The sequence below is a fragment of the Limosilactobacillus antri DSM 16041 genome (assembly GCF_000160835.1).
Lineage (GTDB): Bacteria > Bacillota > Bacilli > Lactobacillales > Lactobacillaceae > Limosilactobacillus > Limosilactobacillus antri.
In genome coordinates this window covers 420,250-444,589 of record NZ_GG700733.1, presented here as the reverse complement: position 1 = coordinate 444,589, position 24,340 = coordinate 420,250, and the positions used below count along the sequence as shown (strand labels likewise).

Here is a 24,340-nt window from a genome sequence, read left to right as displayed (position 1 = left end):
AAGCCGAATTATTCGTATTCGATGGTCGACGGCGGCTTACTCGTGACGTCGTACAGGATTCGGTTAACGTGGTCGACTTCATTGACGATCCGCACAGAAATCTTTTGCAAGACGTCCCACGGAATCTTGGCGAAGTCCGCGGTCATCCCATCAATTGAGGTTACGGCACGAATGGCAACCGCGTAGTCGTAGGTTCGCCCATCGCCCATGACCCCCACGGAACGAATTCCCGGCAGGACGGTGAAGTATTGCCAGATCTTTTCATCCAGTCCGGCCTTCTTGATTTCTTCACGCAGGATGGCGTCGCTTTCCCGGACGATTTCCAGCTTCTCTGGCGTAATTTCACCAATCACCCGGATGCCCAAACCGGGACCTGGGAACGGCTGCCGCCAAACCAATTCGTGCGGAATACCCAGCTTTTCACCCAGCTCACGGGTTTCATCCTTAAAGAGCTTCCGCAATGGTTCGATCAGCTTAAAGCCGAGCTTCTTTGGCAAGCCCCCGACATTGTGGTGGGACTTGATCGTCTGAGCCGTGTCAGTCCCGGATTCGATGACATCAGTGTAGAGAGTTCCCTGAGCGAGGAAGTCCGCGTCAGGGATCTTCTTGGCCTCTTCATTGAAGACTTCAATGAATTCCTTGCCGATAATCTTCCGCTTTTGTTCGGGATCGGTGACCCCCGCCAGCTTGCCCAGGAAGCGGTCAGCAGCGTCGACTTTAACGATGTTCACCCCGAGGTCCTTGTTTAAGGCCTTCATAACCTGGTCAGCTTCGTTTTTCCGCAACAGACCGTGGTCGACAAAAATACAAGTCAGCTGGTCGCCAATTGCCTTGTGGATTAGGACGGCCGTGACACTGGAATCGACTCCGCCGGAAAGCCCCAGGATCACCTTCTTGTCGCCAACTTCCTTGCGAATCTGGTCCACTTGCAGGTCGATGAAGTCATCCATCGTCCAGTTATCCTTAGCCCCGCAGACATCAAAGGCAAAGCGGCGCAAAATATCCAAGCCGTACTCGGAATTCCGAACCTCCGCGTGGAACTGAATCCCGTAGAATTTCCGCTGGTCATCCGCCATCGCCGAAATCGGGCAGTTCTTGCTGGTTGCCGTCACCTTAAACCCAGCTGGTGCTTGGGTCACCAGGTCACCGTGGCTCATCCAAACGTACTGCTTCTTTGGCAGGCCCTTAAACAAAACGGCGTCATCATCCAGCACTTCAATATCTGCCCGACCATACTCAGAATTGTTGGCATTTTCAACCTGACCGCCTAAGTCGTAGGCCATCAGCTGCATCCCGTAACAGATACCGAGAATCGGAATCCCCAGCTTAAAGATTTCTGGATCAACCTTAAAGGCGCCCTCATCATACACACTGTTGGGGCCGCCGGAGAAGATAATCCCCTTGGGGTTAATCTGCTTGATTTCGTCCGCAGTCAGCTTGTGGGACAGGAGTTCGGAGTAAACCCCAAAGTCACGCAGGCGGCGGGTAATCAGCTGGTTGTACTGACTACCGAAATCCAGGACGATAATCTTGTCAAAAGCATCTAAATTGATGTTTGCCACGTTGCCACTTCCTTCATCAAAGTTTCTTAACCAGTATTAGGATAAGTTTACAGGCATAAAGCCGGACGGTCAACTCTCCCGAACGATTAATCGTTGCTTTTTTCCGTAAAAGAAAGCGGGGACAAAAGCTATTCGTTGCTTTTATCCCCGCCTACTCAGATGGAATATTTAATTTCAGAATGGAAAATGGCTTGCGTTAGCTGTTAAGTGCCGCCGTTAACAGGGCTAATTCTTCATTGACGGCTTGCTGGTCCAATTGGGTTAGTTCTTCGTTGACGCGCACAATCATTCTTCTCACCCCTTTCTAAGGATCGTCAGGAACTGGTCCACCACGTTTTCAACGGTAAAACCGTACTTGGCGCTGATCGCCGCACCGTTCCCGCTCATACCGAAATCGTCTACCCCAATCACAGCCCCATCAAGGCCCACGTACTGGCCCCAAGGCTGTGGGTTGGCCATTTCGACGGCAAGCCGGGTGCGAACGGCATCTGGCAGAACTTCCTCCCGGTAGGCCGCCGGTTGTTCATTAAAGAGTTCCATGCTTGGAACGGAAACGACCCGGACGTCGACCTGGAAGTCTTTCTCAAGGCACTCCTTGGCATTCAGCGCCAGGGAGAGCTCCGAACCGCTGGCTAGCAAAATACCGTCGGGAACCCCCGCTGCATCGGCGGCAACGTAGGCCCCCCGCTGGACTGCTGCGTTAATCGTTTCGGCCAGGACCGGCAAATTCTGGCGGGAGGCAACGATTACGCTCGGCCGGTCATCGGTCTGACCAATCACCCGCCAGGCAGCCACCACTTCGTTCGCGTCAGCAGGCCGGAATACCTGGACGTTTGGGATCGTCCGCAGCATCGCCAGCTGCTCAACCGGCTCGTGAGTCGGGCCATCCTCGCCAACCGCGAGCGAGTCGTGGGTAAAGATAAAGACGGATGGCAGGTGCTGGAGCGCCGCCAGCCGGATGGCCGACTTGAGGTAGTCGCTAAAGACCATGAAGGTACTGCAGTAGGCGGTGCTGCCGCCGTGCAAGTTGATCCCGTTCACGGCCGCGGCCATTGCAAATTCACGAACACCAAAGTAGATGTTGCGGCCGCCATAGTTTGCCGGACGAAAGATCTGGTTGTCCTTAAGCGCAGTCTTGTTGGAAGAAAAAAGGTCGGCAGACCCGCCCCAAAGCTGCGGGTTAGCGGCAGCGAGGTCCTGCATGGTTTCGGCATTTGCGACCCGTGTTGACACCATCTCGCCGACCTGGTGGTGGCTGCTCAAGTTAGCAATATCCATCCCCTGGCGCGTCAGCTGCTGGGCAGCGGTCGGAAATTCCTGCTGGTAATCCGCAAACATCTCCTGCCATTCCTGGTAGTTGCGGGCCTTATCCTCGGTGTATTGCGCAAATTGCTGGTAAACCGTGGTCGGGTACTCAAACGGCTCGTAAGGCCAGCCATAGTTTTCCCGGGTAATCGCCACGTTCTGTTTGCCAAGCGGCGAACCGTGGACCTTGCTGGTGCCTTCATCCGGTGTGTTGTAGCCGATGATGGTCTTGACCTCAATCAGCGATGGCTGGCTGGTTTGTTGGGCATTGCGGATTGCTTGGGCAATTGCATTCAGGTCGGTACCGTCTTCAACTAGCTGGTAATCCCAATGGGCCGCCTTGAACCGGGCCGCAGCGTTTTCATTCGTGCTCAGGCTCAACGGACCGTCAAGGGTCACATCGTTTGAATCATAGAGAACGATCAGGCGGCCAAGGCGGTTTTTGCCAGCGAGGTTAATTGCTTCTTCGGCGACCCCTTCCATCAGATCACCATCACCAACGATCGAGTAGGTGTAGTGATCAATCAGCGGGTAGCCGGGCCGGTTATACTGCACCGCCAAGTGCCGTTCGGCCATCGCCATCCCGACGGCCATGCCAAATCCCTGCCCAAGCGGACCGGTGGAGGCATCAACCCCCGGCGTTAACTGGTATTCTGGGTGGCCGGGCGTCTTGGAGCCCAACTGGCGGAAGTTCTTGATGTCGGTCAGGCTAACGTCAAAGCCGTTAAAGTGAAGCAGGCTGTATAACAGCGCCGAACAGTGGCCACCGGATAAAACAAAGCGGTCCCGGTTGAGCCACTTATCATCCTGGGGATTAAAATTTAAAAACTTCTCCCAAAGGACGTAGGCCATCGGCGCCATGCCAATTGGCGAACCCGGATGACCGCTCTTGGCCGCTTCAATCATGTCAATACTCATAAACCGCAGGGCGTTTACGGCCAACTGGTCACTAATTGTAAAGTCCTGCTGGTGTGCCCGGGTAACCGTTGTATTTAAACTACTAAGCATACTTAATTCAACCTCACTTATTTATTAAGACACCGTCCACGTTGCTATCACACAGCACGTCGGCTAATTCTTCTTCAAAAACGAAACCGCCATAAATAATTTGAACCTGGTCGGCGGTTTCCTGGTCATAGACAATCCGGAGCAGGTCACGGATCTGCCGGTGGGCAATCCGAATCCGCTGGGCGTCGGCAGGCAGGCGGCACTCGCCGGACCACCGCGGTGAATAGACGATCACCAGCCGTGATACTGCCGCCCGGCTGACTCCGGTCAAGGCATTAGTCAACCGCCTGCTCAGCAGGCTGGCAAAGTCGACGGGCGTCAAGCGCAGGTCCCCTTCGTCGAACTTTAGTACCGGCTGCTGACTGCTCTGAAGCGCAGCCCGCAGCTGCTGGTTGATTTCCCGTGACGGGTGGTCAATCAGGGTCAGGATCCGGCAATTACTGATTAGCACCGGCTCGCTGGTAAGGAGCCGCTGAACCCGCAGGTCAGTCGCCGTTGACCGCGTTGCATCAGGAATCACGTTGCGTTTCGTTAGCATTTTACTCACCCCTGCTTACTTTTGCTGCAGTTGCTCAAATTCAGCCCAATCCTTCTTAAAGGTCGCTAAGCCCCGGTCAGTTAACGGGTGTTCCCAGAGTTTTGGAATCAGGTGGCCAGGGATGGTGGCAATATCGCAACCCGCCAGGGCAACTTGTTCAACGTGCTGGCAGTGGCGGATCGAAGCCGCAATAATTTCGGTCTGGTAGCCGTAAATATCAAAAATCTGCCGCAACTTTTCAACGAGTTCTAAGCCGCTCGCGCCAATGTCGTCGAGCCGGCCCAAGAAGGGGCTGACGTAGCTTGCCCCCGCCTTAGCGGCCAGCATCCCCTGCGCCGCGGAGAAGACCAGGGTAACGTTCGTCTTGATTCCCTCCTTTGAGAGAATGCTGACGGCCTTTAGTCCGGCTTCCGTCATTGGAATTTTAACGACAATATTATCTGCCCACTTGCTGAGCTTTCTGGCTTGTGCCACCATGCCGTCGGTGTCATCGGCCGTTACCTCGGCACTGACCGGACCGTCGACAATTGCACAGATTTCCTTTTCGACGGTTTCCCAGTCCTTGCCTTCCCGGGCAATGATGGTCGGGTTCGTGGTAACCCCGTCTAGTAGTCCCAAGTCATTGATCCGCTTAATTTCATCGATATTAGCAGTGTCCGCAAAAATCTTCATAGTAATGATCCCTTTCAAAGTTAATTTCGCTGGTTAATCAGTATGACTAAGTTCTTAATCGGTATTATTTAGCTTGTCAAGGCAGCTAGACCAATTTGTTTTTGTGCAACCAGTTGCATCTCCTAACTGGCGCCAACTGTTTTTACTAAATTTTACTTTTTTACCAATTATTTAGGTGGTTTATCGTTGGTATATTTGGATTCTTTTCCAAATTTGCCGAGGTTGACAAATTCTGTTAAGATTTATTTATTCAAGGAATTTTACTGGAGATGACTGGATGTTTGTCCGTTCAACACAACTAGACCAATTAAAAGAAGCAATAAGTGATTCAACCATCAAGGTGGTTTACGGGGTCCGCCGCGCAGGTAAAACGACCCTGCTGGAGCAGTTCCGTTCCTACTTGAAACGGCAGGGGGTACCGAGTTCGCGAATCCTGATTTACGACTTTGACCACCCCGCAAACGCCCAGTGCAACGCCGCACAGCTCTTTCAGCACATCAAAAAAAGGCTCACCAAGAACCAGGTTAGTTACCTGTTTCTCGATGAGCTTGAGGTGGTGCCTAACTACCAATCATTAGTACAGCAACTATGCCGCTTGCCGCAAATCGACCTCTACATTGCCAGCTCGGCAATCAGCATTCAAACGCTCGCCAGTCAGTTTCCCTGCCGGATGATCTACCTGGGACCCTTGCGTTTTCAGGAATTTCTCGCTTACCACCAGCTCTCCGCAAGCTTGAGCTCCCTTTATCACTACCTTAATACCGGCGGTTTTCCCTTTGCACAGGAGATCCGTAATTTTACCGCCGCCCGCAGCTACTTTGAAGGGGTCATCAACACGATTATTCTCAACGGCTTTTCCCGTCGGAACACCCTGTGCAACGCCGGACTGGCCCAACAGCTGGCCCTCTTTCTGGCCGACCATTCCGGCGAGTCAACAAACGTTTCCCGGGTGGTCACCAGCCTGCAGGACGGCAGCATAAGTGTTTCTAACAAGACCCTGGCCGCCTACCTCGACTTCCTTCAGCAGGGCTTTCTCTTCTCCCCCTGCCAAGAACTCAACCTCAAAACCGGAACGACCAAGCCCACCAACGCCCAATACTTCCCCGTCGACCCCTACTTGCGCGCCATTCTGGTCAACAAGCAAAACGCCCTCTCGGAAAAGAATTTGGCGATTGTCGTGTTCAACGAACTGCGGAGCCGCGGCTACCAGGTCTTTACCAGCTATAAAGAACGGCCGGTCACCTTTGTCGGCATCCGCAACCAGCAACGCCACTATTTTCAGTTCAACTTTTCTCTGCTCACGGACACAGCCTACCAAAAAACAACGGCGGACCTGCGTCACCTGCCCGCTGACGGTCCCCGGACGCTAATTCTCGCCAAACCCGGCGACCACCGCCAGCCCGCAGCGAACCACTTTCAAACGGTGAGCCTGGTTGACTGGCTCATCGCAGAATAAAAAATCGAGGCTGGGAGAAAAAAGCTATGTTTTTCTCACCAGCCTCTTGCTAGTTCTTAACTATTACAAAGATAACGTGGAAAACCTACAGGCTAACTTCGTGTCGCAACCACAAGGCTAGTGTCTAACGCCGCGAAGCAAGGCTATTTGCCTACGAACGCTAGCCGTCCCGTTCCGTGCCAACTATCGTTCTAGGTTAGCCATACGCCTTGTCGTGGAGGTTATTTTCCACTCTCTTTTTTATTAGCCCCGCCGGAGGTAAAGGCGGTCAACCACATGACCATGAGTCTTATGCAGGATCAGGTTGGCCCTGGTCTTCGTCGGCAGGATAAAGTCAGTCAGGTTGGGCAGGTCGACCCGGCGCCAAACGTCCTTAGCCATCGCAAAGGCCTCCTCCTGGTTTCCCTGCGAATACGGGTAGTAGTAGTTGGACGGGTCGGTAAAGGCCGTTTTTAAGAGCAGGCCAAACCGTTGCAGGTACCAGCACTCAATCAGGTCGGGATCGGCATCGACGTAGATTGACCAGTCAAAGTAATCGCTGACGTAGAGGCGCTGGTTGCTCGGCAGCTGCAGGGTGTTGATCCCCTCAACAATCAGGATGTCCGGGTGGTCAATTACCAGGGGGTGGTCCGGCTGGACGTCGTAGACCTGGTGCGAATAAGTCGGCGCCGTAACCACCGGTTCCCCCGCTTTGACGTCATTGAGGAACTTGAGCAGCTGCTCCATATCGTACGACTCGGGAAAGCCTTTCCGGTCCATAATTCCCCGCCGCTTCAGTTCCGCATTGGGGTACAGGAAACCATCCGTGGTCATCAATTCGACCCGCTTGTCCGGGAGCAGCTTATTCAATAAGATGCTCAAGAGCCGGGCAATCGTGCTCTTGCCGACCGCCACCGAACCGGCGATTCCAATAATATAGGGTACCCGCCGGACCGGCTGCTGCAAAAAGTTTGCCTTTTGCATCTGCCATTCCAGGAAGTTTTGGTAGTGCAGCTGGAGGAGCTTAATCAACGGCAGGTACACATCCTGGACGTCCGTAATTGAGATCCGGTCGTTTAACGACTTAATTTCATCCAGGTTGTCTTGGCTCAGGCGGACAGAATCGGTCGGAAAAAAGCGGTGCCAAGTTTGCCGATCAAATTGTTCGTAATTCATCCATTCATCCATTTTCAAAATCCCTTTGTCGTCTATTTGTAAGCGTTTACCATCAATCATAGCACATTTTAGCGAACATACCATTTTGTTTGGGTTTTCACTAGTCATGGCAAACACCAGACGCAATCTTTCACCAGTATAGCAAATTTAGGATAAGCTGCGGTAAATAATCTATTTTATAATTAAGAAAAAGCACTAAGGAGCAATCTTATGACCCTTTTCACTACCAGCTTAACAGCAACCATTAACCAAACCACCGAAGCAAGCGCCCAAGCCCCGTTTATTAAGCAGCTCAGCAGTGGCGAACTGCCCCTCGCCACTTTCCGTTACTACTTGATTCAGGACAACCACTACCTGACGGCCTTTAACCGGCTTCACCAGAAAATTGCGGCCCGGCTGCCAGCAAACGAAGCCGTGATTTTAAGCCGGCTCGGCGAGGGCGAAGACACTGCCCGCCAACGAATGCACAAGGAAATCGGCCTCAGTACGCAAGAACTGTGCGAAACTCCCGTTGCCCCGAACGCATACTCCTACATCACCCATATGTACTACCAGCTAGGCCGCTACGGCACCGCAGCCGCTACCGCGGGGCTTCTTCCCTGCTACTGGCTGTACAGTGAGCTGGCCCAGCGCTTGGCTGTCAAGCACAGCCCAGTTCCCCTTTACCAGGAGTTCTTTGACAGCTATACCGCCGCGGATTTCACCGCCAGTACCGAACAAATGAAGGCGATCGTCAACCAGCAGGCCGCGGGCGTCGATCAGTCCGGCCGCCAGCTGATGACCCGCGCATTTCAGATTTCCTGCTACTACGAGGAACAGTTCTGGCAAATGGCCTTTGACCAGCAGGGCTGGCGGTAGGTAAGTAAAAGCCACAGTGCGTATCATGGAACGCATACTGTGGCTTTCTTTAGTTAATTTTTCACCGCTTTGATGAGCCGGGCAACGTTTTCTGCCGCCAGCGCAATATCGTGCGGGCCATCCGCAATTGCCTGGGCCAACGGCTTGGCACCCGTGGGGGTCGCAAAGATGGCGTCCATCGCATCCTTGCCGTACAAGCTGTCAATTCCCTGGCCAACGTTTCCCGCCAGCACGACAACTGGGGCCTGCGGGGCGACCGTCTTCGTCGCCAGCGCCACCCCATACGGCGTCTTGCCGAACTTGGTCTGGAAGTCGATCCCGCCTTCCCCGGTCAAGACCAGGTCAGCACCCACAGCCCGCTCCTTGAGCTTGGTAAACTCCACGACCAGGTCAATTCCCCGGGCCATCTGAGAATTGGTAAAGGCCATCAGGCCAGTCCCCAGTCCGCCCGCGGCACCAGCGCCCGGCACCTGTTCAAGGTCTTGGTGGAGGTCTCGTTTAATGATTTCCGCATAGTGGTGCAGGTTTTGGTCAAGGACCTCAACCATCGCTGGGGTCGCACCCTTCTGCGGTCCAAACACCGCTGAGGCCCCGTCTTTCCCCGTCAGGGGGTTGGTAACATCTGAAGCGATCAGGACTTGGGTGGCCTGAATTCGGGGGTCGAGGCCGCTGATGTCGATATGGTCAAGCCGGTCCAGCGCCCCGCCGCCCAACGGCAGCTCATTTCCGGCAGCATCCAAGAGCCGGGCCCCCAATGCCTGGGCCATCCCCGCGCCACCGTCGTTGGTAGCAGACCCGCCAATCCCGAGAATGATCTTCTTGACGCCATGGTCCAGCGGGTTGTGAACCGTCTTGGTAATCAACCGTCCCTGCGTCGCGTCGACTAATGACTGAACGGTTCCCTCGCCCCCATCGGCCATGGGAACCAGCTCGTAATCCACCTGCGGAAAGATCCGGGCAACCCCCGTCCGGATTGCTTCAGCTACCTGCTTGGCGGTTAGCGAACCCTTGAATGAATCCGGCGCAATTACAATTTTCATAATAATTCCTCCTTGGATTTACTTACAGCAAGTGCAGGAAACCATACAGGACCGTAGCGGTTAGACAAGCCGAACCCCCACAGATGGCTTCATACAGGATCCCCTGCGACCGCTGCTTGATGTCCATGTTCATGGCATTCGCGGTGACGTGGAAGTAGTTTCCCTGGGGCAGCTGGTCGATTACGATTGCCCCAGTGTGAACCATGGCGGCTGCCGCCAACGGCTGAACGCCAAAGCCCAGGATGGCCTTGGAGAACGAGCCCGTTGCCAGGATCACCCCGGTCGACGTGGACGCCGCGGCACCGGCCATTAAAATCCCGGAGAGTGGGGCCAGGAAGACTCCGGAAATGTGGCTAAGCTTAATCCCAGAGATCAGCAGCTGGGGCAGGCTTGATTCAGTAATCGTCGCACCAATCGCTCCGGCACCAATCAGGATCATAACGACCGGCGTCATCTTGACCATCCCGGTCTGGGCATACTCCCGAATTCGTTTTCCCTTGTGCATTGCCAAAGCACCGACAATCGCGGCGAAGGGCAGGACATAAGTTGCATCCAAGTCCACCGTACTCATCCACTGAACGTGCAGGAGCTGGCCGATCGGGTTAATCAACAGCAAGATTACCGCAATGATCGGTGTAATCAATGATGACCCCAGCGAGGGCAGATCTTCCTGTTCAATCTGCGGGTTATCGGCTAAGTCAGCCGGCAGGACCGCGTCGCCCTTGTGCTTAATCAGCGAAGCGACCACCACTGTCACGATTAACGCCACGACCGCCGGAATGAAGTCGGCAATCATAACCTGGCTAAGATTTAAGCCGAAGCCCTTCGCCGCCGCAATCGTGTTCGCGTTTGGCGAAATAATATTCCCGGCCTTGCCGCCACCGGACAGGGCAACCAGCAGGGCCAGCTTGGAAATATGGCTCCGCTCGCCAACTTCCAGTGCAATCGGCGCCACAATCAGCACCGCCACCGGGATGAAAACACCGACCGCGGTGATCACCATCGTGGCTAGGGCGAGGGCCAAAATCGCCATCCGATCACCCATTTTGCCAACAATCGTCCGGGCAATCGTGTTAGCGGCTCCTGAATCCATCATTACCCCGGCCAAAACACCGGCGGCCAGAACCCGGACAACCGTCCCCATGACGCTTTGGGACCCCTTGACCAAAATATTAACGGTTTGCAAGAGGCTGGCGCCGCCAATCAACGAACCGATGATCGCACCAATAAATAATGAGTAAACAGCATCAACCTTGCGCAAAATCAACACAATTGCAATGGCCAGCCCAATCAGGGCCCCCCACCAAGAAACAAGCATACTATTCTCCCCTTTTGTCTCATTAATCCAAAGTCTGAGCTTCTTTTGTCACCGTTTACATTACAAAGAATCGCCGTACTTAGCAATGGGCAGGGCGCATAATAAATTGAGAATCATTAGTGCATTTTGCACAATTTGCTTATAATAAGTAACAGCCAAAGCTTTGCAAAGCAACGACCACAGGAGTGTGCAACCAAAATGAAACTGAAACCCGAATTAGCCCAGTCAATTGTCGACCATATGATGAGCCAAATTCCTTACAATATCAACATTATGAACGAGAACGGCTACATTATTACCAGCGGTGACCCCACCCGGATTAACACGCTCCACATCGGCGCCCTTGACGCCATTCGCCAGGGGAAGACCCTGCCCATGGAGCGCCTGCACGGCCAGCACGGTCAGCCTGGAGTTAATATGCCGATTACTTACGATGACCAGATTATCGGTGTGGTCGGGATTACCGGTGATCCCGCCAAAGTTGTCCCGCTAGCATCGCTCTTAAAAACAGCGGTTGAGTTATTACTGCGCCAAAGCACCGCTGCCCAGCGAAAACAGGAAAGTGCCCAGAACCAGCAACGCTTCCTTTACCACCTGATTCAGGCCACCCAAACACAGGCACCGACTAGCGAACTAATCGCAACCGCCAAGCAATTTAAGCTTGATCTGACGCAAGCCCACACCGTCATTGCAATCGACTGCCAGCTGAATGAACTAGCACGTCTTAATAACGACCCCGCTAATTTAATGCTGATGCTAACTAACCGGGTTGGCCTGGTAATCATCCATGACCCCCTCACCTGCCGCCGCTTGCAGAAAAGGCTGGCTAGCGCGCACAGGCAATTTGGGGTGAGCGAAAGCGGGATACTGATCGGGAAAGCAGTGACCGAGGCCGCAACCACATTGCGCCTACGGCAAAACCTTGATGACGAAACCATCACCAGTTATCGGCAAATCCGGTTTTATGACCTGCTGTTAAGGGCCAACTTGCCCGTCCAGGGAATGGTCGACCGTTTTAACGAACTTGCCACAAGCAATAGCGGCCGCGAACTAATCGCAACAATCTGGGAATTTATCCGGAGTGACCTGAACGTCAACCAAACCGCAAAGCACCTATTTATCCACCGCAATACCGTTAACTACCGCTTAAACCGCATCCAAAAGATTTTTAAGCTCACTCCCCAAAACGCAACTGACTTGTTCAAACTATTCATCGGCTACCTTTACTTTGTTAACCAGCGGGGGCAATAATAACAACCGGCATTACCTTTGCTTTGGCACTAACACGGGCACGTGACAGGCGTTGAAAATCTGCGCAGTACGCAAAAAGAGGGGCCTGTGACAAAACTATGTTTTGCCGCAGGCCCTCGTTTTAGTTCCGAATATTTTAAAGATATCACGTGACCCCAGATAGGCTAGCTCCGCGTCGCAACCCAGGGACTTAGAGTCTAGCGCCGCGCAGCAAGGCTATTTGCCTACGGACAATCACCGGCCCGTGCCGTGCCAATGATCGTCCTAGGCTAGCCTTACAGTCCCTAACCGTGGGTTGTGTCACAGCTCCCTCTTTTGGTGCTTACGGGGTTTGAAAACCGCCTTTTGCCTCTCGGTTACGCGGACGCCGTGCTGGTACCAGCAATTTTTGTCTTGTTAAGCAGCAGCGATGAGGTCACAACCGAAACCGACGAAAAGGCCATCGCGAGGGCTGCTAATTCTGGACTAAGCTGAAAGCCCACCGCCGCAAACAGGCCGGCGGCGATCGGAATGCCGACCGTGTTGTAGACCAGCGCCCAGAAAAGGTTCAGCTTAATCCGGTTAAAGGTCTTCTTGGAAATGTCCAGGGCCCGAACCACGCCGCGCAAATCATTTTGAACGAGGACGATCCCCCCGGAGTCAATCGCAATGTCAGTTCCCGACCCCATGGCAATCCCCACGTCGGCGGTGGAAAGGGCGGGCGCATCATTAATCCCGTCACCCACGAAGGCAGCCGTGGCGCCCGCATCCTGGAGTTTCTTGATATGCTGAGCCTTTTCGTTTGGCAAGGCGCCGGCAATCACCTGGTCGATGCCGACCTGATCAGCAATTGCCTGTGCGACCGCCTCGTTATCACCGGTCAGCATGACCGTCTTGAGGCCCCGTGCTTTCAGCTCTTTAATTGCTTCTGGCGAGCTCGGTTTGGCAACGTCCTGGATGGCGATTAGGCCGATAATTTGCCCGGACAGGCCAACGTAGACCACGGTTTTGGCCGCACTTTGCAACTTCTCCGCTGTCGCCTTCATTTCCCGGGAAATATTAATATCCGTAAGCAGGCGGTCACTGCCGACAAAGGCCTCCTGCCCCTGGTATTCGGCCCGGACCCCCTTCCCTTCGATTGCCGCGAATTCGCGGACGTGTTCAACGCTTAAACCGTCATCAGCCGCCCGCTGCAGAATTGCGGTTGCCAGTGGGTGTTCCGAGGATTCTTCCAGGCTGGCGGCTACCTGCAGGACCTGCTTGGAATTTCCAACCACATCCGTGACCTGGGGTTTGCCGACCGTAATTGTCCCGGTCTTATCGAAGACAACCGTGTCCAGGTCGCTGACTTCCTGGAGCACTTCCCCGTTCTTGATGAGGACCCCCAGCTTGGCACTGCGGGCAGTTCCCACCATCAGTGCCGTTGGGGTTGCCAATCCCAGGGCACACGGGCAGGCAATCACCACCACGGAGACAGCAAACAGCATCGCCTGGACAGCAGTAGCGTCTAAGAAGGAGTACCAGACAACAAAGGTTAGGATGGCGATCACCAGGACCGCCGGGACAAAGATGTTGGAAATCCGGTCGGTCAGGTTTTGAATCGGGGCGTGACTGGTCTGCGCCTTCTTCACCATATCGACAATCTGGGCCAGCATGGTGTCAGAGCCGACCTTGGTGGCCTTAAAGGTAATCGTCCCGTTGCTGTTAATGGTCGAGCCAACAACCAGGTCGCCAACCTTCTTTGCCACCGGGATGCTTTCCCCAGTGACCATCGACTCATCGATCGTCGAAGCCCCCGCGGTAATTTGACCGTCAACCGGGACCTTTTCACCCGGCTTGACCCGGATCAGGTCGCCGACTTGAACCTGGTCTAGCGGCAGTTTGACGAAGTGACCGTCCTTCAGCACTTCGGCCTCCTTTGCCTGGAGCCCCATTAACTTGCCCAGTGCATTAGAAGCGTTCTTGTGCATCTTCTCCTCCATCGCGTCACCAAGGAGGACAAAGACGGTGACAAAGGCCGCGCTCTCAAAGTAAACCGGCCGTCCCGTTGCCATCGCAAAAATACTGTAAAAGTAGGCCACGGCAGTGCCAGCCGCCACTAACGTGTTCATGTTGGCGCTGTGCTTTTTGAAGGCCCCGATGGCACTCTTCCAGTAAGGAGCCGCCGAAATCAGCATGATGATGGTCGTCGTGATGAAGGCAATCCAGTTATAGCCGGGCATCATCCAGTGAAAAGGCATCGCTAACATCTGGACGAGCATCGGGATTGCCAAAATAAAGGAAATCCAGAAACGCTGGATGTTAGTCAGTCGCATTACTTCACAACCACCTTTCCGTGAAACATATCCATCCCGCAAGCATAGTTATAAGTGCCAGGCTGGTCCGTCGGAATCTCAACGGTGACTTCCTTTTGGCCGTCGAGCTTGACGTCGACCCCGAGGTCCTTAAAAACGACCTCGTTCATGCAACCCATGTTGGCAGAGGGGATAAACTTCAGCTGGGCTGGCTTGCCCTGCTTGAAGGTGACCACTTCCGGCTTATAGCCATGGTTAGCGGCATTAACGACTACCTTTTTACTTTGTTCTTTTGCGAAAATTCCCATTATTTCACAACCACCTTTCCATGAAACATATCCATCCCACAAGCAAAATTAAACGTTCCCTGCTTGTCCGTCGGGATCTTAACCGACGTCACCTTCTGCTTGGTCAGGTCCTTATCAACCCCGAGCTGTTGGAAGACCACGTGTGACAAGCAGGCGGTTGAATCACGCATCTCGAAGTTAACCTCAGCGGGGACGCCTTTTTTCAAGACGACGGTTGACGGCGAATAGCCACCGTCAACCACGATGGTCGCATTTTGGACATCGTCAACCACCGTCGACTGCCCGACCGCTTCCGTGTGCTTGCCGAAGAACCACCAGAGGATAAAGGCAATCACCAGCAGGCCCCCGATTAAAACCATAATTTGACTAGCATTCATTATTTCACCCCACTAACAGTAATGTTCACCCTTGTATAAGCAATTGCACGGTACCGTTTCGGGTGCTGTCCGCGCCTTTTCGTCGATCACCTTGCGCATGGCCCCCAAGTCCTTTTGTGAGACTGGGGAATCCTTTAGTAACTGCAACAGGATTTCGCCCTTGTGCATATCACACAGTTTGTCCATAAACTGACGCGCCATCTGCGCCATCATCGCGGTTTGACTGACGGTCGGAAGGTAAATAAAGCGCCGCCCATCCGGTTCAGTCCGCAGCAGGCCCTTTTTCACCAACCGGCGAAGCAGGGTCTTGATTGTCGACTCGGTCCACGCACATTCAGCCTGGAGTTCGGCAATCACCTTGCTACTGTGGGCCCGCCCCAGTGTCCAGATAATCCGCATGACTTCCCACTCGGCATCCGTAATTGGGGGTTCTTGTGCTACCGCATCCGTCATCTCCTCGCCTCCATTTCATTTCCGTTTACAATTGTAACTATAAACTTAACGTTTACATTTGTCAACACTAAGATAACAAAAAAAGCAGAAACAGTTCACCGCTGCTCCTGCTTAGTCCCCGCCGCCTAAGGCTTAGGGAAATTCAATGTCGAATAATTCTTTAATTCGGGTGCGTCCGTCGAATAATCATCAATCGTCGTCTGGTTATTATTCTTCGTCTTGACACTGGTCTTCTGCTTCTTCTGCGCTTTCTGCAGGTTGCGTAAGCTCTTCTTCAGGTTGTAAGTGTAGTCCTTCTTATTGACCTTCTTAAAGCCCGGCAGCTTGTAGAAGCGGAGCAGGTCGCCGTTAACCACCCGGTCGGAAAGGCCGAGGTCCGTGGTAACGTACTTCTGAATCTTGCTAAATTCCTTCTTCTGCTTGGCCGTTGCCTTGGTAATCTGCTTGCCGTTCTTGGTGTAGTAGTAGTCTCCATTGTACTTGGTGTACTTTGGCGTTACCCAGTCGCCATTGCGGAAGGGCACAATCTGGTTCCGCTCTGGTGACAGCAGGTCCTGGCCAAACTGAATGTAGTTCTTAGAACTAATCCCCAAGAGGTCCTCGATGGTCGGCAGCACGTCAATTTCACCACCATAGGTGTGGTCAATTCCGCCCTTGAGCCCCGGCATATTAATCATGAATGGTACTTTCTGGAACATTGCTAGGTCGTAGTTGGTGACCTTCTTCTTGTGCAGGATCTGGGCAATCGCTGGCTGGTGGTTATTGGAAATCCCGTAGTGGTCCCCGTACAAAATCAGGACACTGTTTTGCCGCAGGCCCGACTTGTCTAAGTAATCCAAGAATTCACCCAGGGACTCGTCCAGGTAGCGGGCAGTTTGAACGTACGGATCCACGGTGTCATCACCGGTATTCCACGGCTCAATATCCTTATTCTGCTTATCCAGGATGTATGGGTAGTGGTTCGTCACCGTAATCAGCTTGGCGTAGAATGGCTGCGGGAGCTGCTCAATGTAGTGGGCACTCTCCTTCATGAAAATCTTATCCTTCATCCCGTAGCCGGCATCGTAATCCTTGGTCTTCGGGTAGTATTCCTTGCTGAAGAAATACTGGTAGCCAAATGACTTGTAGGCATTATCACGGTTCCAGAAGCTCGGGACGTCCCCGTGGAAGGAGGCCGTCGTGTAGCCCAGCTTTTGGTGAAGCAGGGCGGGCGCAGACTGGAAGGTGTTGGTCGTTCCATCGGTAACCATCGCCGACCCTTCCGGCAGCCCGTATAAGGAGTTTTCCAGCATCATTTCCGCGTCGGCCGTCTTTCCCTGTCCGACCTGGTGGAAGAAGTTATCAAAGGCCAGCGTGTCATTGGCGTGGTACAGCTTATTCAAGTTTGGCATGACCTCTTGACCATCCTGCTTGTAGTCAATCATAAACTGCTGCAGACTTTCCAAGTGGATAACAAAGATGTTCTTGCCCTTGGCCACCCCTTCGTACTGGACGTTTGGTCCCGCGTAGTTGTGGTGGATAAAGTTCAGCACCGGCTTTAACTGGTCCTGGTCAGCCCGGGCCTTCACGACGCTGTTATGAGTAGTTTTAACCCCATCGTAGATCGTGTAGGCCTGCAGGCCGAGGTACTTTACAATGTAGTTATTGTCAAAGGTCCGCGTCAGCAGCTGGGAACGGTCTGATTCCGCCATTCCCAGGTTTGCACCAAAGAGGACAAAGCCAAGGGCCGTCACCGTCAGTGCATAGCGAATCTTAAAACGCCGCATATCCACCCGAATCAGGTGGAAGAGCAGGACCAGGGCAAGGATGATGACGTCCGCATAAACCAGGAAGTCCTCCGGGCGGATAATGCCCATCAAACTCTTCCCCAGGTTATTAGAGGCCGCCCCCGAACCCTTGATCACGTTAAAGGTAATGAAGTCGGAGAACTCCCGGTAGTATAAAATATTGGAGAACAGCCATGTTGACAGCAACGCATTGATAATCAACATCAGCCAGTAGGATAGCCGTCCCCTAAAGTACAGCGCGATTCCCAGGAAAATCAAGGCCCCCGGAATCGTATTAAAGGCTAGTAGGAAGTGTTGCATACTCCCCTTTACGCCAAGGTTAAATTCATTCTGATATGCCCAGTAGCTCTTAATGCAGAATAAGAGTACGACGAGCAGAAAGAAGCCGAGCTTAGTGTTTAAGCCGTGGCGCAACTTCTGCAACGCTGTTTTCATTGATTAGTTCCTCCATAAAAAGTATCAGCATTAACAATAATACATTCTAAGTGTCAAAGGCAATCGACAAACGGCTATTTTTTCAAAAATTTTAAAATTAGCAGCGTTTTTTCAGCCGGCACCGCTTCCAGGCCCTTACGCTCGCCGGGCGAAGATGGTAAGATTGGTGGTTGTAATTTGTGGAAGGAAAAGTAGTTTACTATGTCAATTAACAAGCGCCAAGCAGATTTTATGTTGTTTATCGTGGCCATCCTCTGGGGGAGCAGCTACGTGTTTGCCAAGCTCACCGTGGAAGCCGGAATGCACTCCGGCCTAATTAACGCCTGCCGGGGCACCATGTGCGTCCTAGCTGGCGGCTTGATCTTCTTCAAGAAAATCCGCCACATGACCTGGGTCGACTTCCGGCTCGGTCTAGTTGTCGGTACCATCAACTTTCTCGGTTACTACCTCCAAACTGACGCCCTGCGTTACACGACCCCCGCAAAAAACGCCTTCTTGACGACCATGTACATCGTCGTCGCCCCCTTCCTCCTCTGGCTCTTCTGGCGGGAACGGCCGCAGCGGAAGGCCTACCTGTCAATCGCCCTTTCAATCGTGGGGATGGCAATCCTAACCAATGTCTTCGGAGGACGCTTCCAGCTCCAGTACGGTGACTTTCTTACCCTGGTTTCGACCCTCTTTTGGGCGGGACAAATCATTTTCTTCGCCAAGTACGCTCCGCACGCGTCCAGTCCCTGGGTCATTATCTTTATGATCGGGCTGTGTCAGGGCACCTTCGGCTGGATTACCACCTTCCTCTTTGAGCGCCCGACCTTGGGCAACGTCCACTGGCTCCAGGCGCTGGTTCCCCTGGCAATTCTCGCCATCGGGATTACCTTCCTGGCCCAGGGGTTGCAAATCACCGGCCAGGCGCACACCGACGCGACCACTGCGGGGCTGATCCTGATGCTGGAATCGTTTTTCGGCAGCGTGATGTCGGTCCTGATGGGCTATGATCCCTTAACGCCGCAACTGGTCATCGGCGGAATAATCCTCCTGATCGCCAACGCCATCATGGAGGTTGACCTGCGGAGCTTGGTGGTCTTGAAAAGAAAGATATTTTAATTGATAAAAACGGGAGTGGGAAATAACCTCCTCGACAAGGCGTATGGCTAACCTAGGACGATAGTTGGCACGGAACGGGCCAGCTAGCGTTCGTAGGCAAATAGCCTTGCTGCGCGGCGTTAGACACTAGCCTTGTGGTTATTTTCCACGTTATCTTTGTAATAGTTAAGAACTAGCAAGAGGCTGGTGAGAAAACATAGTTTTCTCCCAGCCTCGTTTTGCAATTTATTTCTTAATCAGCTCATATTCATCAGCCGGCACCCGGTCCAGTAGTGGCGTCAGCTTGCCAACCGCCGTCAGGGTCAGCTCGTGCATCGCCCGGGAACAAATCGTGTAGAGCAGTTGCCGCTCGTCATCCCCATGGTACTGTTGATTGTTGGCGTTCCACACAACCACGGCGTCGAACTCCAGCCCCTTCGCTAGAAACGACGGTACGATAATCGGTCCCTTAACCAACCGCTGGTTTTCCGTCCGGATCAGGGTTGTCTTCACGCCCCGCTCTTCAAGGGCTTGGAAGAGCTGCTCGCAATCCGCCAGGGTCTTGCCAATGATGGCAACCTGGTCGTGCTCCTGCTGGTACTGCTGCAAGGTTGCTGCCACAGCGTCCACACTTGCGGCCACGTCCCCGCTTTCGATTACCCGTGGCAGGGCCCCATTCCGGGCAAAGGCCTCAATGGCTTCCCCATCCAGCAGGATGTGCTTGGTAAAGTCGGTAATCTGCTTAGTTGACCGGTAGGATTTGGTCAGCTGGACGACCTTGGTCTTCGCCGGGTCAAACATCGTACTCAACTGGCGTAGCAGGCTCCTGCTGTTTTCGTGGGTAAAGATCGCCTGATTGAGGTCCCCCAGCAGGGTAAACTTAGCCCGGGGGAAGCGGAACTTGAGGTAGGCGAGCTGGTACGGATCGTAGTCCTGAACCTCATCAACGAAGACGTAGCGGATGTCTTGCTGGCCGTGCTTCCCGGTAATCAAGTCGTACAGGTAGAGGTAGATAGAGATGCCGGTCGCACTGATCTGCCGCTTTTTCAGCCCCTCCTTGGTTTGGTCCACAAAGGTCTGCCACTGGTCAGCGGTCAAACCGTAATCCGCCAGCTCAACCAGTTTCGGCGTGACCCGGAGCAGGTGGAGGTACTGGCCGTTAATGTTGAGCCACTGGTTATGGTTGATGGCCCGCTTGATCGGTTCAAAGGCCTGCATGACAATTTTGCGGGCCAGAAACTTAAATTCCTGGTCGTCACTCGCAAATTCCCGCGGCTCGTTGGCAAAGAGGGTGTCTAGCTCTTCCTTGCTCAGGCTCTGAACCCGTTCTTCAACCCACTTGCTCCGCATTTCCGTGCTGACCCGGTGGTTGAGGTACTTAATCAACTCTTCCTTGGTACCGTCCAGCCGGTTGCCCAGGTTGTAGTTATTATTAAAGGAATAGTAAATCTCCCGAATTTTATCCTTGCTGATAAAGACCTGGCCGTTGAACATAATGTTGCGGAAGCGCAGGTTGGCGTGGCCGAGGTGCTTGGCGTAACGCCCCGTCGCCTTGAAGTACCGCAAGCTGGTCAGGAGCCGCTGGACATTTTGACTGGTGGAATCCTGACTTGCCGCAAAGCGTTGGGCCAGGGTCTGGACGTGGAGGCCGGGGACCCGCCGGTTGGCAAACTGGAAGTAGGTCATCTGGACCATGTTGTGCTCGCCCAGCTCAGGCAAAACCTGGTCGATGTAGTCGTTGAAGAGCTGGTTGGGCGAAAAGAGGACCACCTGTGAGGAGGTCAAGTGCCCCCGGTAGCGGTAAAGCAGCCAGGCAACCCGCTGAAGAACCGCGGCCGTCTTTCCGGAACCCGCCGCCCCCTGAACGAAGAGGAGGTCGTCTTTGGCATCCCGGATAATTTCGTTCTGGGTCCGCTGGATGGTCGTGACAATGCTCTTCATCTTGGTACTGGAGTGGTTGCCCAGGGCTTCCAGCAGCATCTGGTCGCCGACCTGCTCGTCGGTATCGAAGATGGTGACAATCGTGCCGTCCTTGATTTGGAACTGCCGCTTAAGGGTCAGGTCAACCTCCTGGGGTCCCACCGGCGTTTCATAGCTGACCTGGCCGAGCTTGCCCTCATAGTAAACGGACGAGATTGGGGCCCGCCAGTCGTACACCAGGAAGTGGTCAGGCCGGTCGCTAAACGAAGCCAGACCGATATAGACTGACTCCGGCTTGTCCGCCCCCTTTTCCTGAAAGTCGATCCGCGCGAAGTATGATTTCTGCTCCAGCCGCTTTAACGTTGCTAAGTGGTCAGCGGCGTGCTGCCAGCTATTGTGCCGTTCGTCCAGCATCTGCTGCTGGGCCCGAAAGGACATCGCGGTATCCATCATCCCCGAGTAGGTGGTAGTGTTCAGGTGAATGTCATTCGTCTGCTGGTTAATATCCTCAATATCATTTTTGGCGGTCTTGATTCGTTCTTCCGCCCGGGTCTGCGCCTTTTTAACCTCAGCCAGCACGTGGTCAAGGTGCCGCTGTTCCTGTTCCTTTACTGAATTTTCAGCCACTGACTATCCCTACCTTTCCGGTTTTTAAAATCGTTATATTATTATAGCATTCCTTGCCATTTTCCCGGTAGTAATTAGCCAGCCGCCAATTATTTAAGGCTGCGTTAATTTTTGCGCAAACTGCTAGTCAAAAGTCCGCCGGCCCCCTACAATTGATTTACTAGACCATTAAACAGAAAGGAGTTGCCACATGGCCCATCTTTTTTACGTGCTCACTCACATTGCCGAAGTGCTCATCCCGATGTTCGAATGGTTGGGGCCGTGGAGCTACCTCATCCTCTTCGTAATTGTGTTCATGGAAACCGGCCTAGTTGTCTTTCCCTGGCTCCCGGGCGGATCACTGGTCTTTTTGACCAGCTCCTTTATCGCCGTCCACCCGATTTTAAAAATGCACATCGTCATCATCGTCTTTTTCCTGGCGGCGTTTATTGGCGACTCGGTCAACTACTGGATTGGCCACAGCCTGTCCCGCTGGCACTGGATTGAAAAGCGGCTGGCGGGCCCCCGGATGCTGACCGCTAAAAAATACCTCAACCGCTACGGTTTCTGGACAGTGGCGTTTGGCCGCTTCGTTCCACTGATCCGTTCTTTTATCCCGACAATTTCGGGAATGATGCACTACCCCTTCCGGCACTTCATCGTCGGCAACTTTGTCGGGGTCGCCTTATGGGTCGCCCTCGGCTGCGGCGTCGGCTACTTCTTCGGCTCGATTCCCCTGGTTAAGGAGCACTTTTCCCTCGTCATCCTGGCAATGGCGTCCTGCGCGATTTTGGCCGGGACTGGAATGTGGGGCATTAAAGTCCTCCGCCAAAAAATTATCAAGCGGAATCGAATGCTCTAAGGTTCTTTAGTGCGGTTTACCAGCCATTCATGGTAAAATATGAATAGTATTTTATTGAGTTAAAGGAGTTTACCCCAAAATGGCAATTACCGTTTATTTCGTTCGTCATGGTCAAACCTACCTCAACCGCTATCACCGTGTTCAAGGGTGGTCAGACGCTCCGCTAACCGCGCAGGGCCAAGCAGACGCCAAACGAACCGGTAAGATCCTGAGCGCGGTAGACTTCGACTACCTGTTTAGCAGCGACCTTGCCCGGACAATGGAAACTGCCCGCCTGCTGCTGGCGGCCAGCAACAATGCCAAGGTCAAGGCCCCAACCCCGGCTCCCGCGTTCCGGGAAGAATTTTTCGGCTTCTTCGAGGGATTAGATTCCGCGATGCTGACCAACTTCTTGGGGGCAGAAACCGGCTTTGATAACTTTGCCGATATGTTCAGCAAGCTCGGTCCCGACACCCTCAAGGACCGGGTTGCCGCGGCGGACCCGTATAAGGACGCGGAAAACCACGTTCAGTTTTGGAACCGGGTCAGCAAGGGCCTTGACCACTTGCGGGCCCTGCCGGACGGTTCAACCGCAGTCGTGGTTTCCCACGGGGTAACGATCCGGTCACTGGCTGAACACTACGGCTACCACACCACTGAATCGGTCAAGAATGGCAGCATGACCCGGCTGACCTTGACCCCGACTGACACCCACGTTGACTTTTACAACCAGCTTGAATTACCAGAATAAAATTTTATCCGCAAAGGGGGAACAATACTCTTAAATGGATACTACGATACAAAACGATGAACGCGTAATCATCACCGGACTGGACACCGGCCAGGATGATTATAATTATTCAATGACCGAACTGGCCGAATTGGCCCAGGCCAACCACATGGAAGTCGTCCAGCGGGTCGACCAGGTAATTGACCGGCCCAACCCGGCAACCTACTTTGGCAAGGGGAAGGTCGCTGAAATCGCCGAACTGGCGGCCGCCAATGACGTGACGACGATTATTACCAATGACGAGCTTTCGCCGAGCCAGCTGCGGAACCTGGAAGACGAAACCGGCAAGCGAATCCTGGACCGGACAGCACTGATTTTGGAAATCTTCGCGACCCGGGCCCAGACTAAGGAAGCCAAGCTCCAAGTCCAGATTGCCGAACTGCAGTACCGGCTGCCCCGCCTGCAAACAAGTGCTAGCCAACGCCTCGACCAGCAAACTGGCGGCGGAAGCGGCTTTACCAACCGGGGAGCTGGGGAAACCAAGCTTGAAATGGACCGGCGGACGATCCAGCACCACATCACCCACCTGCGGCATGAGCTGGCGGCAATCGATAAATCCGAGGAAACTAAGCGCAAGCAGCGCGCCAAGAGCAATATTCCAACGGCCGCCCTCGTCGGCTACACCAACGCCGGCAAGTCGACCATCATGAACGGGTTGGTGCGGCGCTACGGGGCGGTAGAGGACAAGACCGTCTTTGAAAAGGATATGCTCTTTGCGACCCTGGACACCAGCGTTCGCCGTTTGACCCTGCCTGGCAGGAAGGACTTTCTGCTTAGCGATACGGTCGGGTTCGTCAGCAAACTACCGACTAACTTGGTGGAATCGTTTAAGTCCACCCTGGCCGAAGCCGCGAATGCCGACCTCTTGATCCAGGTAATCGACTACTCGGACCCCAACTACGAAGAAATGATGCAGACCACCAAGGAAACGCTCAAGCAGATTGGCATTGACAACATCCCGATGGTCAACGTCTTTAACAAGGCTGACAAAACCGAAATTGAGTTCCCCGTCCTGGAGGGTGATGACCAGGTCGTGATTTCCGCTAAGCAGGACGAATCGCTAGACCTCTTGGTGGACGTCATCCGCAAACACCTCTTCAAGGACTACGTTGAGGCCAAACTACTCCTGCCATTTTCGGCGGGCCAGCAGGTTTCCTACCTCAACGAACACACCAACATTCTTGATACCGAATACCGCAATGACGGGACCCTCCTGACGGTGGAAATGTCACCCCAGGACGCCCAGCGCTTTGCTGAGTACCAGGTTTAAACTGCAGGAAGGAAGTGGAAAATAACCTCCTCTC

Annotated in this window: 20 protein-coding genes; 7 read left to right on the top strand and 13 right to left on the bottom strand. The window is 53.7% G+C overall.

The genetic code is table 11. From position 1 onward, the window contains the following. Positions 1-8: 8 nt before the first annotated feature. From guaA to fsa, 4 genes are all read right to left on the bottom strand, one after another. Positions 9-1,562: a glutamine-hydrolyzing GMP synthase gene (guaA, locus tag HMPREF0494_RS05680; protein WP_007123993.1), complete on the bottom strand. Its 1,554-nt coding sequence runs from the start codon at positions 1,560-1,562 to the stop codon at positions 9-11. A 294-nt stretch (positions 1,563-1,856) separates the two neighbouring features. Then, on the bottom strand, positions 1,857-3,875 hold the full coding sequence (gene tkt, locus HMPREF0494_RS05675; protein ID WP_007123992.1) for a transketolase: 2,019 nt from the start codon (positions 3,873-3,875) through the stop codon (positions 1,857-1,859). A 13-nt stretch (positions 3,876-3,888) separates the two neighbouring features. Continuing rightward, positions 3,889-4,413 carry a triose-phosphate isomerase gene (locus HMPREF0494_RS05670; protein WP_007123991.1) on the bottom strand — a complete coding sequence of 175 codons (525 nt, stop codon included), beginning with the start codon at positions 4,411-4,413 and terminating at the stop codon, positions 3,889-3,891. Between the two features lie 15 nt (positions 4,414-4,428). Then, positions 4,429-5,085: a fructose-6-phosphate aldolase gene (gene fsa / locus HMPREF0494_RS05665; RefSeq protein WP_007123990.1), complete on the bottom strand. Its 657-nt coding sequence runs from the start codon at positions 5,083-5,085 to the stop codon at positions 4,429-4,431. A gap of 277 nt (positions 5,086-5,362) precedes the next feature. Between fsa and HMPREF0494_RS05660 the strand changes: the two genes are divergently transcribed. Then, positions 5,363-6,541 (top strand): ATP-binding protein, encoded by a 1,179-nt coding sequence (locus tag HMPREF0494_RS05660; protein WP_007123989.1) that lies wholly within the window; start codon positions 5,363-5,365, stop codon positions 6,539-6,541. A 243-nt stretch (positions 6,542-6,784) separates the two neighbouring features. Here HMPREF0494_RS05660 and coaA read toward each other — a convergent pair whose 3' ends face one another. Then, entirely contained in the window at positions 6,785-7,708 is a 924-nt protein-coding gene (gene coaA, locus HMPREF0494_RS05655) for a type I pantothenate kinase (protein ID WP_040458841.1), read from the bottom strand. 198 nt (positions 7,709-7,906) lie between these two features. Here coaA and HMPREF0494_RS05650 point away from each other — a divergent pair, with 198 nt between their 5' ends. Then, on the top strand, positions 7,907-8,554 hold the full coding sequence (locus HMPREF0494_RS05650; RefSeq protein ID WP_007123987.1) for a TenA family protein: 648 nt from the start codon (positions 7,907-7,909) through the stop codon (positions 8,552-8,554). Between the two features lie 53 nt (positions 8,555-8,607). Here the strand turns inward: HMPREF0494_RS05650 and HMPREF0494_RS05645 are convergent, their stop codons facing one another. Further along, the gene (locus tag HMPREF0494_RS05645; RefSeq protein ID WP_007123986.1) at positions 8,608-9,594 is read right to left on the bottom strand and encodes a glycerate kinase; all 987 of its coding nucleotides are present in this window, start codon (positions 9,592-9,594) and stop codon (positions 8,608-8,610) included. A gap of 22 nt (positions 9,595-9,616) precedes the next feature. After that, positions 9,617-10,912 (bottom strand): GntP family permease, encoded by a 1,296-nt coding sequence (locus HMPREF0494_RS05640; RefSeq protein ID WP_007123985.1) that lies wholly within the window; start codon positions 10,910-10,912, stop codon positions 9,617-9,619. Between the two features lie 198 nt (positions 10,913-11,110). Here HMPREF0494_RS05640 and HMPREF0494_RS05635 point away from each other — a divergent pair, with 198 nt between their 5' ends. Continuing rightward, complete coding sequence (locus HMPREF0494_RS05635; protein ID WP_007123984.1) at positions 11,111-12,163, top strand: CdaR family transcriptional regulator; 1,053 nt, start codon at positions 11,111-11,113, stop codon at positions 12,161-12,163. Between the two features lie 356 nt (positions 12,164-12,519). Here the strand turns inward: HMPREF0494_RS05635 and HMPREF0494_RS05630 are convergent, their stop codons facing one another. The 5 genes from HMPREF0494_RS05630 to HMPREF0494_RS05610 form a co-directional block, all read right to left on the bottom strand. Further along, positions 12,520-14,457: a copper-translocating P-type ATPase gene (locus HMPREF0494_RS05630; protein WP_007123983.1), complete on the bottom strand. Its 1,938-nt coding sequence runs from the start codon at positions 14,455-14,457 to the stop codon at positions 12,520-12,522. Further along, positions 14,457-14,744 (bottom strand): cupredoxin domain-containing protein, encoded by a 288-nt coding sequence (locus HMPREF0494_RS05625; RefSeq protein ID WP_007123982.1) that lies wholly within the window; start codon positions 14,742-14,744, stop codon positions 14,457-14,459. Before HMPREF0494_RS05625 ends, HMPREF0494_RS05630 begins: the two co-directional genes overlap by 1 nt. Beyond that, positions 14,744-15,121, bottom strand: coding sequence for a cupredoxin domain-containing protein (locus HMPREF0494_RS05620; protein ID WP_007123981.1), 378 nt, complete (start codon positions 15,119-15,121; stop codon positions 14,744-14,746). Before HMPREF0494_RS05620 ends, HMPREF0494_RS05625 begins: the two co-directional genes overlap by 1 nt. A gap of 12 nt (positions 15,122-15,133) precedes the next feature. Further along, positions 15,134-15,574: a CopY/TcrY family copper transport repressor gene (locus HMPREF0494_RS05615; RefSeq protein WP_007123980.1), complete on the bottom strand. Its 441-nt coding sequence runs from the start codon at positions 15,572-15,574 to the stop codon at positions 15,134-15,136. A 125-nt stretch (positions 15,575-15,699) separates the two neighbouring features. Continuing rightward, positions 15,700-17,796 carry an LTA synthase family protein gene (locus tag HMPREF0494_RS05610; protein WP_007123979.1) on the bottom strand — a complete coding sequence of 699 codons (2,097 nt, stop codon included), beginning with the start codon at positions 17,794-17,796 and terminating at the stop codon, positions 15,700-15,702. A gap of 231 nt (positions 17,797-18,027) precedes the next feature. Between HMPREF0494_RS05610 and HMPREF0494_RS05605 the strand changes: the two genes are divergently transcribed. Beyond that, positions 18,028-18,900 (top strand): DMT family transporter, encoded by an 873-nt coding sequence (locus HMPREF0494_RS05605; protein ID WP_040458922.1) that lies wholly within the window; start codon positions 18,028-18,030, stop codon positions 18,898-18,900. Between the two features lie 225 nt (positions 18,901-19,125). Here the strand turns inward: HMPREF0494_RS05605 and helD are convergent, their stop codons facing one another. Continuing rightward, positions 19,126-21,426, bottom strand: coding sequence for an RNA polymerase recycling motor HelD (gene helD, locus HMPREF0494_RS05600; protein ID WP_007123976.1), 2,301 nt, complete (start codon positions 21,424-21,426; stop codon positions 19,126-19,128). Between the two features lie 190 nt (positions 21,427-21,616). Between helD and HMPREF0494_RS05595 the strand changes: the two genes are divergently transcribed. The 3 genes from HMPREF0494_RS05595 to hflX all read left to right on the top strand — a co-directional run bounded on the left by HMPREF0494_RS05595 (position 21,617) and on the right by hflX (position 24,306). Then, a complete protein-coding gene (locus HMPREF0494_RS05595; protein ID WP_007123975.1) occupies positions 21,617-22,267 on the top strand; it encodes a DedA family protein in 651 nt (216 codons plus the stop codon). 79 nt (positions 22,268-22,346) lie between these two features. Next, complete coding sequence (locus tag HMPREF0494_RS05590; protein ID WP_007123974.1) at positions 22,347-22,997, top strand: histidine phosphatase family protein; 651 nt, start codon at positions 22,347-22,349, stop codon at positions 22,995-22,997. Between the two features lie 34 nt (positions 22,998-23,031). Continuing rightward, positions 23,032-24,306 (top strand): GTPase HflX, encoded by a 1,275-nt coding sequence (hflX, locus tag HMPREF0494_RS05585; protein WP_007123973.1) that lies wholly within the window; start codon positions 23,032-23,034, stop codon positions 24,304-24,306. Positions 24,307-24,340: the final 34 nt, after the last annotated feature.

Coding starts and splice junctions, on each gene's coding strand:
- tkt (WP_007123992.1), bottom strand. CDS start 3,875: ATGCTTAGTAGTTTAAATACAACGGTTACCCGGGCACACCAGCAGGAC.
- HMPREF0494_RS05670 (WP_007123991.1), bottom strand. CDS start 4,413: ATGCTAACGAAACGCAACGTGATTCCTGATGCAACGCGGTCAACGGCG.
- fsa (WP_007123990.1), bottom strand. CDS start 5,085: ATGAAGATTTTTGCGGACACTGCTAATATCGATGAAATTAAGCGGATC.
- HMPREF0494_RS05660 (WP_007123989.1), top strand. CDS start 5,363: ATGTTTGTCCGTTCAACACAACTAGACCAATTAAAAGAAGCAATAAGT.
- coaA (WP_040458841.1), bottom strand. CDS start 7,708: ATGGATGAATGGATGAATTACGAACAATTTGATCGGCAAACTTGGCAC.
- HMPREF0494_RS05650 (WP_007123987.1), top strand. CDS start 7,907: ATGACCCTTTTCACTACCAGCTTAACAGCAACCATTAACCAAACCACC.
- HMPREF0494_RS05645 (WP_007123986.1), bottom strand. CDS start 9,594: ATGAAAATTGTAATTGCGCCGGATTCATTCAAGGGTTCGCTAACCGCC.
- HMPREF0494_RS05640 (WP_007123985.1), bottom strand. CDS start 10,912: ATGCTTGTTTCTTGGTGGGGGGCCCTGATTGGGCTGGCCATTGCAATT.
- HMPREF0494_RS05635 (WP_007123984.1), top strand. CDS start 11,111: ATGAAACTGAAACCCGAATTAGCCCAGTCAATTGTCGACCATATGATG.
- HMPREF0494_RS05630 (WP_007123983.1), bottom strand. CDS start 14,457: ATGCGACTGACTAACATCCAGCGTTTCTGGATTTCCTTTATTTTGGCA.
- HMPREF0494_RS05625 (WP_007123982.1), bottom strand. CDS start 14,744: ATGGGAATTTTCGCAAAAGAACAAAGTAAAAAGGTAGTCGTTAATGCC.
- HMPREF0494_RS05620 (WP_007123981.1), bottom strand. CDS start 15,121: ATGAATGCTAGTCAAATTATGGTTTTAATCGGGGGCCTGCTGGTGATT.
- HMPREF0494_RS05615 (WP_007123980.1), bottom strand. CDS start 15,574: ATGACGGATGCGGTAGCACAAGAACCCCCAATTACGGATGCCGAGTGG.
- HMPREF0494_RS05610 (WP_007123979.1), bottom strand. CDS start 17,796: ATGAAAACAGCGTTGCAGAAGTTGCGCCACGGCTTAAACACTAAGCTC.
- HMPREF0494_RS05605 (WP_040458922.1), top strand. CDS start 18,028: ATGTTGTTTATCGTGGCCATCCTCTGGGGGAGCAGCTACGTGTTTGCC.
- HMPREF0494_RS05595 (WP_007123975.1), top strand. CDS start 21,617: ATGGCCCATCTTTTTTACGTGCTCACTCACATTGCCGAAGTGCTCATC.
- HMPREF0494_RS05590 (WP_007123974.1), top strand. CDS start 22,347: ATGGCAATTACCGTTTATTTCGTTCGTCATGGTCAAACCTACCTCAAC.
- hflX (WP_007123973.1), top strand. CDS start 23,032: ATGGATACTACGATACAAAACGATGAACGCGTAATCATCACCGGACTG.